At 37.2% G+C, this 13,629-nt stretch carries 10 protein-coding genes and 2 rRNA genes (1 of these 12 only partly in view); 4 read left to right on the top strand and 8 right to left on the bottom strand.

The features are described 5' to 3' along the window. Positions 1-63 precede the first annotated feature (63 nt). The 4 genes from UABHE_RS00205 to UABHE_RS00190 form a co-directional block, all read right to left on the bottom strand. On the bottom strand, positions 64-924 hold the full coding sequence (locus UABHE_RS00205; RefSeq protein WP_372368093.1) for a formylglycine-generating enzyme family protein: 861 nt from the start codon (positions 922-924) through the stop codon (positions 64-66). 50 nt (positions 925-974) lie between these two features. Beyond that, on the bottom strand, positions 975-1,841 hold the full coding sequence (locus UABHE_RS00200; protein WP_372368092.1) for a formylglycine-generating enzyme family protein: 867 nt from the start codon (positions 1,839-1,841) through the stop codon (positions 975-977). A gap of 346 nt (positions 1,842-2,187) precedes the next feature. Continuing rightward, entirely contained in the window at positions 2,188-2,826 is a 639-nt protein-coding gene (locus UABHE_RS00195) for an HD domain-containing protein (protein ID WP_372368091.1), read from the bottom strand. 576 nt (positions 2,827-3,402) lie between these two features. After that, positions 3,403-4,320, bottom strand: coding sequence for a leucine-rich repeat domain-containing protein (locus UABHE_RS00190; protein ID WP_372368090.1), 918 nt, complete (start codon positions 4,318-4,320; stop codon positions 3,403-3,405). A gap of 520 nt (positions 4,321-4,840) precedes the next feature. On the opposite strand from UABHE_RS00190, the gene UABHE_RS00185 reads away from it, so the two are divergent. Next, positions 4,841-5,335, top strand: a complete 495-nt coding sequence (locus tag UABHE_RS00185; protein WP_372368089.1) for a GNAT family N-acetyltransferase — start codon at positions 4,841-4,843, stop codon at positions 5,333-5,335. Between the two features lie 184 nt (positions 5,336-5,519). Continuing rightward, positions 5,520-6,044, top strand: coding sequence for a phosphatase PAP2 family protein (locus UABHE_RS00180; protein WP_372368087.1), 525 nt, complete (start codon positions 5,520-5,522; stop codon positions 6,042-6,044). Between the two features lie 2 nt (positions 6,045-6,046). Here the strand turns inward: UABHE_RS00180 and UABHE_RS00175 are convergent, their stop codons facing one another. Then, positions 6,047-7,819, bottom strand: a complete 1,773-nt coding sequence (locus tag UABHE_RS00175; RefSeq protein ID WP_372368085.1) for an ATP-binding protein — start codon at positions 7,817-7,819, stop codon at positions 6,047-6,049. Continuing rightward, a complete protein-coding gene (locus UABHE_RS00170) occupies positions 7,816-8,598 on the bottom strand; it encodes a response regulator (protein WP_372368084.1) in 783 nt (260 codons plus the stop codon). Before UABHE_RS00170 ends, UABHE_RS00175 begins: the two co-directional genes overlap by 4 nt. Before the next feature lie 696 nt (positions 8,599-9,294). On the opposite strand from UABHE_RS00170, the gene UABHE_RS00165 reads away from it, so the two are divergent. Both UABHE_RS00165 and UABHE_RS00160 read left to right on the top strand, forming a co-directional pair. Beyond that, the gene (locus UABHE_RS00165) at positions 9,295-9,480 is read left to right on the top strand and encodes a hypothetical protein (RefSeq protein WP_372368082.1); all 186 of its coding nucleotides are present in this window, start codon (positions 9,295-9,297) and stop codon (positions 9,478-9,480) included. A gap of 545 nt (positions 9,481-10,025) precedes the next feature. Next, entirely contained in the window at positions 10,026-10,745 is a 720-nt protein-coding gene (locus UABHE_RS00160; RefSeq protein ID WP_372368081.1) for a transposase, read from the top strand. A gap of 899 nt (positions 10,746-11,644) precedes the next feature. On the opposite strand, the gene rrf is transcribed toward UABHE_RS00160, so the two are convergent. Next, a 5S ribosomal RNA gene (gene rrf / locus UABHE_RS00155) occupies positions 11,645-11,754 on the bottom strand. A 76-nt stretch (positions 11,755-11,830) separates the two neighbouring features. Beyond that, positions 11,831-13,629: ribosomal RNA gene (locus tag UABHE_RS00150) — 23S ribosomal RNA — on the bottom strand; it runs 1,247 nt beyond the window's last position.

Here is a 13,629-nt window from a genome sequence, read left to right as displayed (position 1 = left end):
AGTAGAGATGTTGATTATTCTCTTGTTGTTCTTAAACATCGTACAGAAGATCGTTGAAAGAACTCATAACTTCAAGCAAAAACGAAAACCAATGCTCTCGATACCAATGTCAGGTAAGAATCTGTCCCGATATGCAGAGCGTACGAGCCTAGACGAATCGTACCTGAAATTACCACCACGCGCGACCCGAACCTTGCGACTAATTGTTCTAACAGGGTCTGTTGTTATCGAAACATCATACTTATCATACCAGTCTCTACACCATTCCAATACATTCCCGTGCATATCATACAATCCCCAATTATTACACTGAAACGATTTTACTTCTACTGTTGATTCTCGATAATAATTCACTTGATTTGTTGTAACACTTTCACCAAAACTAAATGCCGTCGTCGTTCCTGCACGACATGCATACTCCCACTGCGCCTCCGTTGGTAAGCACAGTTTCAACTTGAGTACCTCCTTGTTTAATTTATTAATGAACACATTGCAATCATTCCAACTTACCTTCTCCACGGGATTCTTATCACCTTTAAACTTACTTGGATTATTTTCCATCACTGCTTTCCACAATTCTTGAGTACATGCTGTTTCTGCTAACCAAAATCCTTTGCTTATTGTCACTTGATGTTGTACTTCATCTTCAGATCGATTTTCTTCTGTTTCTGGAGATCCCATCATAAACGTTCCTGGCTTTATCCAACGCATCACTTGTCGTACATTTTTATAAGTAAACGCCATCCACAACCCATATTCATCTCGCCCCCAGTCACTAAACCACCCACGAAATGAACAATTATCAAACTCTGCTTCTCTAAAATCTTCGCCATCAACACAATCTAGATAAAACGTGCATCCCATATATTTAGTGTTCGTCTCTACTTTTTTTAATGACATACTTTTTACTATTCTTTTACTCATCTCAAACTCCAAAATTCATTTCTAAAATAGTGCTTGATCTCCTTTTAATTCTATTCCAACAACTCCACTACTTTATTTTGTGACCTCAAGCAAAAACGAAAACCAAGGCCATCGTAGTAGAAGTCAGGTTTATATCTGTAGCGAAACGCAGAACGAACGAAGCGAGACTTAAACCTAAAATTACCACCGCGTACAACTCTAAATGTACCTGTTTTAACGGAGTCTGTTATCGAAAGATCATACCAATCACTACACCATTCAAACACATTTCCATGCATCTCGTACAACCCCCATCTATTACACCTAAACGACTTTACTTCTACTGTCGCTTCTTGCCCATGATTCACTTGGCTTGTTGTAATACTTTCGCCAAAACTAAATGGCGTTGTCGTTCCTGCACGACATGCATACTCCCACTGTGCCTCTGTTGGTAAACACAATTTCAATTCTAATACCTCCTTATTTAGTTTCTTAATAAACGTATTACAATCATTCCAACTTACTTTCTCTACAGGATTCTTATCTCCTTCAAATTCGCTTGGATTATTCCCCATCACCGCTTCCCACAATTCTTGAGTACATGCTGTTTCTGCTAACCAAAATCCTTCGCTTAGTGTCACTTGGTGTTGTACTTCATTTTCAGGTCGATTTTCTTCTGTTTCTGGAGATCCCATCATGAATATTCCTGGCCTTATCCAACGCATCACTTGTCGTACATTTTTATAAGTAAAAGCCATCCACAATCCATATTCATCTCGTCCCCAATCACTAAACCACCCGCGAAATGAACAGTTGTCAAACTCTGTTCTTACAAAATCTTCGCCATCAACACAATCTAAATAAAACGTACATCCTATATATTTAGTATTTGCCTCTACTTCTTTTAATGACATACTTTTTACTATTCTTCTACTCATCCCAACTCCAAAATTCATTTCTAAAAATCGCGCTTTTAAGCAAGTCGCAAAAAGTTTTTAAGAACACGCAGCTTGCCTTTGAGTATCATAGCGGCGTTGAGCCTTCGGTTAGATAGATACAGTTATGTGTCTCTCAGGCTCTCCTTGCTCTGACACTCAAATTCTACGCTGACTTGAAACGTGCTCAAAAACTTTTTGCGACTCACTTAACAAAAGATGCTAACAATGAGTACACATGGGAAAAGTAGTAGGGGACTACTAAAACCCATGTTATGTTTAACACTTCGATCCTATAAGTTTTTATTTAACTGCTGGGAAAGGTATATAATCTTGTTAGAGCTAAAGCCTAATCACAAATCTCGCTTTCAAGCTGCGCTAAGAAAATCTTCATAAAGTCACTACGTTTTTTGGCCATCTTACGTCCAGTCTCAGTATTCATTTGTTCATGCAGTTTGAGTAACTTACAATAAAAATGATCAATTGTATACTTACGATCGTTTGCTTCTCTTGTTTGGCAAAAAGGATCATTAGAACTATATAGATCTAATTGTAAAGCTACTCCTGTAACAAGACATCTCACAGTTCCAATAGCCCCCAGTGCATCAATTCGATCAGCGTCTTGTACAATCTTCGCTTCAAGTGTTTCAGCTGTGATATTTGCAGAAAAACTATGGGCAGCTATCGCGTGTTCAATGACAGATAAATCACTATGTGGATATTCTATTTCTTTTAGAAAACGGCCAGCTTCTTTTGCAGCCATAACCGAAGCTTTATTTCGATCTGGAGAATCTTTGGGCACAACAACACAATCATGTAACCACGCCGCAGGTATTATAACTTCTAAATTCGCTTTCTCTTCGTCAGCAATTCTTTTTGCATTATTTACAACACGGCGAATATGCGCTAGGTCGTGAGCACTATCCATTGACATATTTTTTAGTAAATACTCACAAAAAACATTTTCCCAATGAGTAAAATCCAACATTATATACCTCTTTTCAACTAACACATGTCGACATATAAATTCTATATAATCAGGCTATTTTAGAAAGCAAGGTACTTTGGAACACAAAATTATGCTCTGCAATTGAAAAGTAACTAAACTAACTCTTAAGGTTAAATTACAAAGAAAACGAACATCGACATGCCCTAAAAACTTTGTATGTTTCGCAATTCAAATTATCAAATTGCATTTATATAAATAACAATGAAATAGTTTTGCTATTCCTTAAACTAATTTGCTACAAATAATAGATAGGTACATTATCAAAGTAGATTCTCGTATATCACCAACAACTATATTCGCAAGGAATAAAGCACTTAGAACAAATGATTAATAAACATGGTCATATTGATTGGGTTTCGTCTTTTTTTAACACTAAAACCTCTCCTTTTCATATCGTGATTAAATAACCAAACAAAAACAATATTTACTATGCCAGTAAAATTAGAAAGCGGTAAAGTATATCAATTCTCATTAAACGCTTATAACGCTAATGGCTTTAGTAGTGAGGAAGGTATTTCATTGGCACCTGTTACTGTCGAATTTACAGTAAAATAATTAAAACTCTGTAGCAAAGGCTTTGATTTTACAATCTGGTAAAGTACTCGCAATCAGGCAACGTAAACAGTCGTGAGAAATATAAGTACCATTTAAATTTATACTTTTTAAATTAGGTAGCTCTGCTAGATAGGGAATTTCATCATCACCAACGTTTGTCTCTTCTAAATCGAGATGTTGTAAATACTGAAAGTTAGTTATAGACTGCAAACTATCTATGCGAGTCTTTTTTAAACACAAACGCCTTAAATTTCGAAATGAGTGTAATTGTTCCCAAACAAAATTGCTAATATTTGTTTCTTGTAAATCAAGTTCAACTAAATTCTCTAAAGACGATAAATATTTTATTCCAGCATCATTAATACGCGTTTTTCCTAAATCAAGACTATAAAGGTTTTTCATTTGTGCAACAATTTTTAACCCTAAATTCGTTATTGTTGTATAAGCAAGATTCAGTTTTCGTAAATAAACCAAAGGTAAAATATGCGGTAGCCCCTGGTCGTCAACAGATGAAAAAGAAAGGTCCAAACACTGTAATGAATCAAGGGGACCAATATGTTCTAGCCCTCTATTACCAAAAGTACCATTACTTAGCAACAAAGTATCGATTTTAGCTAGTTTAGCAATATCTTTAAATTGACTCTCTATCGAAAAAGCTCCGCTCAAATCTAATTTAGCAATATGTCCGCCATTAAATTCAACATCGTATACACGCCCATCCAAACGCACAAAATTAAAATTGCAATTAGTAAACTTACAATTATATATATCAATAAATATTGCCTGTTCACTGCGAAAAGTACAATTATCAAAAAAACTATTCTCGAGATCTTTTATTTCATACTCTAAATAAAAAGCACATCCTTTGTATACACTATCACATTCTAGGCAATCAAAATTTTGTTTTTTATAAACCATTCGCAAGACTTTCTAAAATTAAAGAGCTTCAACATTTGCCTTTCTCAGAATTTGGTTATTTTAAAAATTAGCTTTGCTACTTTTCAATTGCAAAGTACAACTTTGTACTTTCAAAGTACCATGCTACTCTCTAAAATAACTCTCACTACATAAAAGCTATAACACCGACGCACTCAATACAAAATTAAATACACTTTTGCGTATAAATAATCAAACATTAGGGCGTGTCATCATTCAATACAGATAAAAATATAACGGATTCATTTAATGATACGCCAGTAGTATTGAGCCCGAGCCCGCGCCCGAAAACTTTTTGAGAGCGACAGAAAGTGATTTATTGGTTCAATACTAGTTTTTTGCGATGGAAAAAGAAACTTTGCTTCTTTGATAAATTGTTAGTGAAAGTTTCGGAAATGGGCTCGGGCTCGAAAAAACACAATATTTTGAATGATGACACGCCCTACTATTTAGATTTTAATATCATTAAAACATAGCAAAAAGTGAACTAAAGGAAGAATATATGATTGAAAGCAAACGCTTATTACTCAAAAAAATGACATTGAGCAACGCAGATTTTATCTTACAATTGATGAATGATCCAGAGTGGGAAAAATTCATTAGTTCAAATAAAAAAACACTTCAATGCGCAAAAGATTTTATTACAAAGGCGGGAACTCAAAGTTATGAGCAACACAAATTTGGCTATTTTTTAGTACTACACAAAGATCAACAAATTCCAATAGGCATCTGCGGACTCTTAAAAAGGAATTATTTACAACAACCTGATTTAGGCTTCGCTTTTATTCCTTCATTTAGAAAACAAGGATATGCTTACGAAGCAGCATTTGCAGTAATAGAATACGCCATCAATATTCACAAAATAAAAACGCTACAAGCAATTACCAAGAAACATAACCACAAATCTATTATATTGTTAAATAAATTAGGGTTCCATTTCAAAAAAAATATAATTTTACCTTCAAGCGAGAATATCGAACTTTATGAAAAAATCTAAACAACAATTGCTAATTCTAATGTTAAAATCAATTCTGAGTGGAATGTCAAACTCTTAGAAAAAATTACAAAATTAACAAAAACGTAATACATATGTTAATTGTTTCGCATAATTTTAGCTCATAATAGGAAATGAAATACCAAAAATATATTCCTAATTTTTTACCTCAATGTAAGGATCAATTGTGAAAACACTAATTGATAATGTAGTTAAAATAGACACAATTGTAGTAAATCAAGTGTATACTTTGCGTGGACAAGAGTTTAGTGATGTCTTTTTTTCCTTAGTTAGCAAAAGTGGTGATGGACCTTTATATATTCTTTTGACCATCAGCCTTTGGTTATTTGATTCTGTTGTTGGACAAGCTTTTTTTACTGCTAGTTTGATAGCTTTTTGTATAGAATTGCCCGTTTATAAAGCTATCAAATCTTTGGTAAAGCGTTTACGTCCTTTTGAAAAAATTACAACTATAAAATTTTTAGTCGCTCCGCCAGATCGTTTTAGCTTTCCCTCTGGACACACGGCTTCTGCCTTTCTTGTTTGGAGTATTCTTTCCCACTTGTTCCCTATTTTTTTAATTCCTGGCTTTTTATGGGCAAGTGCTATCGGCTTTTCACGTGTGTATCTTGGTGTTCATTATCCAAGTGATATTTGTGTTGGAATTATACTTGGTTTATTCTGTGCTCAAATAGGTTTAAGCTTTTTATAAACCTATTTTAATTTGCGAAAAAGTTTTATTGAGAAAATGCTCCCTTGATCAATTTCACTCTCTACTTGGATTTCTCCTTTATGAGCAATAACGATATGCTTTACAATTGCCAAACCCAGTCCAGTTCCACCTAATTCTCTACTACGAGCTTTGTCTACGCGATAAAAACGTTCAAATAACCGTGGAATATGTTCAGGGGGAATACCTCGTCCTTGGTCGACAACCCGAATGAGTACATACTTTTCTTTTTTTTGAGCAAAGATTTTGATAACACAGTTTTTGGGACTATACTTGATAGCGTTATCAATTAAATTCACTATCGCTTGCTCTAATAACTCAGGATTAATATTCGCTTCGATTTTGTTTTCAACACTATGTAGTTCAATATTAATATTTTTTTCTTTTGCTCTTACTTCGCACATTTGAATCGCATTTTTTAGTACTTCTTCAATGGAAAATAAAAACAGGGCTATTTCTTCTATTTCTACTCCCTGCTCAATACGCGAAAGAGTTAAAATATCCTCTATAATAAAATGAAGCCTATCTGACTGACGCGCAATAATTTTTAAAAAATGTTGAACCTGCTCTTCGTCTTCAATTTCATTTTCGAGCAGTGTTTCTACAAAGCCCTTGATCGAAGTAATAGGTGTCCTTAACTCATGAGATACATTAGCGACAAATTCGCGGCGCATTTGCTCTAATTTTCGTAAACGAGTAACATCATTCATAACAATAAGGACGCCAATAATATCGTTTACTGGATTTTGTAAAATAATTCCTCGAGTCTGTATAATTTTCCCATTTTTGCTACTAAAAACAATATCTTTCTCAACATTTGTAATACCAGTAGTTACTTGATTCACCAATTCTTTTAGCTCTTCATATTGTACTATTTTACCTAAACTCTGTCCCTTTTTTGGGCGTTGTTTTAATTGTAAAAGTTTTTGTGCTGTGCGATTCATATTTATAATGCACAAATTATTATCAATAGCAACAACTCCTTCATCCATACTTGCAAGTACAGCTTCATGCTCATTTCCTTGTTCCACAACTTGTTGAATTTTATGCTCCAGCTGCATTGCCATTTTGTTCATTGTTTTTGCTAAAGAACCAATTTCCTTAAACTTAGATACAGGTAATCGTGTAGAAAGCTTTCCTTCAGCAAGTTTTTCTGCGCCCTCTTCGAGCTGTTCAAGTGGCTTACTAATTCTTTTAGCGACAATAATACTAATAATAATCGCAAAAAAAGAGCACAACATCACAGCCACACTAATTCTAAAAAATAAAGTACCAAGAACGTTATCTACATCTGATGTTGAAATCGAAGCACGAATAAATGCCTCCACTTTACCTTCTTTAAATACGGGAATAACAGTGTACATCATTTTTTTTTGCAATGTTTGACTATACCGTATTGCCGTTCCACTCTTTTTTGTTTTCAGCGCTATTTTAATCTCTTCGCGATCTATATGATCTTCAAAATTAGCAACATCTCCTTCTGTATCAGCGAGTACTTTACCATTAATGCCAATAATTGTAATGCGAATTGGTATACTATCTCGCAATTCACGGCAAATGGCTTGGAGTGTTTTCGGTTCTTTCAAATAAGTACGTACTTGTGGTTGAATAATTTTTGCGTTTGTAGCTAAATCTTCAGCATATTTATTCTGATAAAACCAATGAAAAGAATACGAAATATAAGACATAACACCAAAAATAGACAACAGGATGATGAATAAATAAGAGGGGTATATTTGCCAAATGAGCCTCCTCATGACAACTCTTTTAAACGATAACCAATTCCACGAACAGTCTCTATATATTTACTTGCAGAACCTAACTTTTTTCTTAGACTCGCAATTTGAACGTCGACAGATCTATCAGTAACGATATAGTCTTCTCCTTTCGCAGCATCTAAAATTTGATTACGAGTATATACCCAACCAGGATGACTTGCCAAAAAGTGTAATATGCGAAATTCTGTGAGAGTTAAATCCACTAACTTGTTATTAATAAACACTTCATAACGTCCAGGATGAATTGCAATTTCTTGGACTATCAACACTTCACTTTTTCTCTCATTTTCTGACTGGTGCCGCCTTAGAACAGTCTTTACCCTAGCGACAAGAACACGAGGACTAAATGGTTTTGTAATGTAATCGTCAGCTCCTAACTCTAAGCCAGTCACGATATCGGTCTCTTCGGCTTTTGCAGTAACAATCACAATGGGGATAGACTTTGTTTTAGAATCCCCCTTCATCAAGCGACATACATCCAAACCTTCTACTCCTGGTAACATTAAATCGAGAACGACAAGATCAGGCCAACCATCACGAGCAATTTTAAGAGCTTGTTCACCTGAGTTAACTGCCTTTACTTCAAAACCGTTCTTTGTTAAATTATAAGTAATCAGCTCTAAAATATCTGCCTCATCTTCAACAACAAGAATTTTTTCTGCTAACATTGTGATTTCTCCGTAGGAGTTAGGATATGGAATTCCTGTAAAAGCCATATTTTGCTGAAATACATCTCGAATTACAAGAGAAATTGTCAAACATCTCAAAAATTTAACAAACACTTCTTTATTTTGTAAAACTTGCCACCAATTAAAATAGTGCTGAAAAATTCATAACTATGCCCATGATCTTAGCCATAATAACGATCATAGCCAAACAACTACGATTTCTTTTTCAAGAAATACTTAAATATTCGGTCGCGACGATTAGAGAAGTAATCTTCTTTACGCAGTGCATACTGGTAATGCATTTTTGCACTCACATAAAAATACGCTCAAAAGTCGTCTTAATTGCAACTGAGATAAGAAATTGTAAAAACGATAAGTACTTTAAAATTTTCCCTTTGCATCAGAAAGATTTGCCAAAGCCATTGCATCCTGAATTTGACGCTCTATAGTATTGATAGATAAAGCTCTCTTCAAAAAATATTTAGCTCCCTCAAATAAACTGATGTGGCCAATTTGTAAAACTTCATCACCTTCCTCGAAATTAATAATACTTTTATAATAATTATTAACATATTTTTGTCGATGGAAAAAACGGAGGTCATCAGCCTCTTTTTGAAAAACAGTATTTTTGACACTACCACGGAAAACGAAATTCTTATCATCAAAATTTGCTTCAGCATAAACTTTATTAAGAAATGATGAAGCTTAAAACAAAAGCTTCATCATTTCGGTCTCAGTGAGACTCAGAATTAGAGAATTAGTGTAAGACTCAATTTGGCAATTTGGTTGGTTAATTTGAAAGTCCAAGATAAACGCTGGGTAGTTGTTTCTCTTCCTGGATCATCAGCAAAAGTATTACTAGCTCGAGCTGTAGGAGATGAACAAAGTTCACACATTGGAAATCAAACCAGAGAATTAGTGTTACTAGCTCGAGCTGTAGGAGATGAACAAAGTTCACACATTGGAAATTAAACCAGAGAATTAGTGTTACTAGCTCGAGCTGTAGGAGATGAACAAAGTTCACACATTGGAAATTAAACCAGAGAATTAGTGTCAGACTCAGAATTCGTGTTAGACTCTGAATTCGTGTCAGACTCAGAATTCGTGTCAGACTCAGAATTCGTGTCAGACTCTGAATTCGTGTCAGACTCTGAATTCGTGTCAGACTCAGAATTCGTGTCAGACTCTGAATTCGTGTCAGACTCAATTCTCGTGTCAGCAATAGCTAATGAAGCATTAGTTTTTTTGATATAGAACTAACTTCTACCCATTTTCATCTATCTATATATAAAATATAGACTTAAGATTAGATATGTTGTCATACGAAATACTAATTCGACAGAAGACTCAATTCTGGTGGCAGCATAACAAAATATTAGCTTTTTTGGGATAAAGTTAGAGGATTCGAGGAATAAAACAGGAGATTTGGATTATCAGAATTCGTGTCAGACTCAGAATTCGTGTCAGACTCAGAATTCGTGTCAGACTCAGAATTCGTGTCAGGCTCAGAATTCTTCATGCCGGACTCAATTCATTTTGTTTTTCGTGTTAGAGGTAAAGCCAATACTCGCTTAGCAAATACTACTTATATTGTTGAAAAACAAGAAATAAAAAAATGGCATCGCCCTAAGAGACTACCTGATTGGGTTGAAATGCCATATTTAATTCCTGAATCAATGGAAGTTCGCCTTGTTCAGTACAAAGTTAATACTCCTGGCTTTCGTTCCAAAGAGTTTATCATAGTCACTTCTCTACTTGATTTTGACGCATATACTTTTGGAGATATTGCGCAGTTGTACTTTCTTCGATGGAATGCAGAGCTTTATCTACGTACTTTGAAAACTAATATGTGCATGGAAAAACTAAAAGGCAAAACGCCTGATATATTGTATAAAGAAATCTATGCCTATGTTTTAGCCTACAACCTTATCCGTCTTGTTGTTTTTCATACTGCTGTTGCACACAACCATATTCTTTATTTAGTTAGTTTTAGGCATTCTCAATACTCAATTCTTTCTTTCCTTGAGCAGATGAGATCTAGTTCTATCGCGGCGCAAAACTTTTTGTTTAAAGCACTTATTTTGGATATTTCAAAAAAGCTTTTACCTGTCCGTACTACTATGCGTGTAGAACCTCGTCGGATTAAACAACGAATGAAGAGATTTACTTTACTTACTAAGCATCGTAACGAGTACAAAGTCCTTATTATTCAAGGGATTAGTACTGAAAAACCTTAGCTTAACTGAATGGCATTAGTGTCAGACTCAGAATTCGTGTTCAGAATTCGTGTCAGGCTCAGAATTCTTCAGTGTTACTAGCTCGAGCTGTAGGAGATGAACAAAGTTCGCACATTGGAAATCAAACCGGACTCAGAATTCGTGTCAGACTCAGAATTCGTGTCAGACTCAGAATTCGTGTTAGACTCAGAATTCGTGTCAGACTCAGAATTCGTGTCAGCCTCAGAATTCGTGTCAGACTCAGAATTCGTGTCAGCCTCAGAATTCGTGTCAGACTCAGAATTCGTGTCAGCCTCAGAATTCGTGTCAGACTCAGAATTCGTGTTCAGAATTCGTGTCAGACTCAAGACTCAGAATTCGTGTCAGGCTCAGAATTCGTGTCAGACTCAGAATTCGTGTCAGACTCAGAATTCGTGTCAGACTCAGAATCCGTGTCAGGCTCAGAATTCGTGTCAGGCTCAGAATTCTTCATGCCGGACCCAATTCTCATGTCGGACTCAATTCTCGTTGCCAATTTCATTTTTTCAGACTCAATTCTCGTGTAATTGTCGTGTCGGACTCAATTCTGAAAAAACAGATCCTTAATTTCGGTTTTTTTTGGTGTCAGACTCAATTTTCGATCAGACTCAATTCTCGTGTCAGCAATAGCTAATGAAGCGTTAGTTTTTTTGATATAGAACTAACTTCTACCCATTTTCATCTATCTATATTAGATATGTTGTTATACGAAATACTAATTCCACAGAAGACTCAATTCTGGTGGCAGCGTAACAAAATATTAGCTTTTTTAGGATAAAGTTAGAGGATTCGAGGAATAAAACAGGAGATTTGGATTATAGAAGTGTGCATAAAAAAAACCCTAACAGAGAATAAACTCTATCAGGGTTTTAGTAAATCGAATCCGGCGGCGACTTACTCTCTCACCGTGAGGCAATACCATCAGCGTGAAAAGCTTAACGGCCGTGTTCGGGAAGGGAACGGGTGTGACCTTTTCACTATGACCGCCGAATATAAAATTTTAACATGTCTTGACAAATCAAGAGAGGAGAAAGAAAAGAGGAACAAAGAAGCAAAGAGGAGTATAGAGAGATAAGTCGAACGGGATATTAGTACTGGTTAGCTGAGTATATCGCTATACTTACACATCCAGCCTATCAACCAGGTAGTCTTCCTGGACCCTTCGGGGAGATCTCGTCTTGAAGAAGGCTTCGCGCTTATATGCTTTCAGCGCTTATCCTTTCCGAACGTAGCTACCCAGCTATGCCACTGGCGTGACAACTGGAACACCATAGGTTCGTCCGCCCCAATCCTCTCGTACTAAGGGCAAACCTTCTCAAATCTCCTACACCCACAGCAGATAGGGACCGACCTGTCTCACGACGGTCTAAACCCAGCTCGCGTACCGCTTTAATTGGCGAACAGCCAAACCCTTGGGACCTTCTTCAGCCCCAGGATGCGATGAGCCGACATCGAGGTGCCAAACCGCCTCGTCGATATGAACTCTTGGAGGCGATAAGCCTGTTATCCCCGGAGTACCTTTTATCTGTTGAGCGATGGCCCTTCCACTCGGGACCACCGGATCACTAAGTCCTGCTTTCACACCTGCTCGACTTATATGTCTCGCAGTCAACTACTCTTCTACCTTTACGCTCTACATACGATTGCCAACCGTATTGAGAGTAGCTTTGAACTCCTCCGTTACCTTTTAGGAGGAGACCGCCCCAGCCAAACTGCCCACAAAGCACTGTTCTGGTACCGGATCTACGGACACCAGTTAGAATTCTAGTATAACAAGGGTGGTATTTCACTTGCGGCTCCACAAAGACTTGCGTCTCCATCTCAAAGCCTCCCACCTATCCTACACAAGCTATACCAAAACCCAATACCATGCTGCAGTAAAGGTTCACGGGGTCTTTCCGTCTTGCTGCGGGTAAGCGGCATCTTCACCGCTACTACAGTTTCACCGAGTCCTCTGTTGAGACAGTGCCCAAGTCGTTACGCCATTCGTGCAGGTCGGAACTTACCCGACAAGGAACTTCGCTACCTTAGGACCGTCATAGTTACGGCCGCCGTTAACCGGGGCTTTAGTTCAGAGCTTCGCAAAAGCTAACCCCTCCCTTTAACCTTCCGGCACTGAGCAGGCGTCAGTCTCTATACATCGACTTTAAGTCTTAGCAGAGACCTGTGTTTTTAGTAAACAGTCGCCCGGGCCTTTTCACTGCGCCCCCCAAAAGCTCCAGATGTACATCTTTCACCATCAGGGGTACCCCTTCTCCCAAAGTTACGGGGTCAATTTGCCGAGTTCCTTAACAGAGGTTATCTCGAGCGCCTTAGGATTCTCTCCTCACCTACCTGTGTCAGTTTTAGTACGGTCACTTATATAACTCGCTTACGAGGCTTTTCTTGGAAGCATGGCATCGGTTACTACAGACTATTGTCCCCCATCGCATCTCAGGATTAACAAGATTCCGGATTTTCCTAGAATCTCTCCCTACTTGCTTGGCCCCGCTCGACCATCCACGAGGTTAACCTAGCCTCCTTCGTCCCCCCGTTGCTCACAGGCGAACCCATTGCTACATAAGTGGTACAGGAATATTAACCTGTTATCCATCGACTACGCCTTTCGGCCTCGCCTTAGGTACCGACTAACCCTGGGCGGATTTGCCTTCCCCAGGAAACCTTAGGTTTTCGGCGAATGAGATTTTCACTCATTTTATCGTTACTCGTTCCGGCATAATCACTTCCATATTGTCCAGCAGTCCTTACGGTCTGCCTTCAATCCTAATTATGGAACGCTCTCCTACCATTCATTGCTGAATCCGCAGCTTCGGTGTTAAGCTTATTCCCTTCAATTTTCGGCCCAGGAATGCTCGACTAGTAAGCT

Origin of the sequence: Candidatus Uabimicrobium helgolandensis, from assembly GCF_041508025.1 — a bacterium.
Classification (GTDB): domain Bacteria; phylum Planctomycetota; class Uabimicrobiia; order Uabimicrobiales; family Uabimicrobiaceae; genus Uabimicrobium; species Uabimicrobium helgolandensis.
The sequence above is the reverse complement of the archived record's forward strand: the minus strand, read 5'-3'. Positions and strand labels throughout refer to the sequence as shown.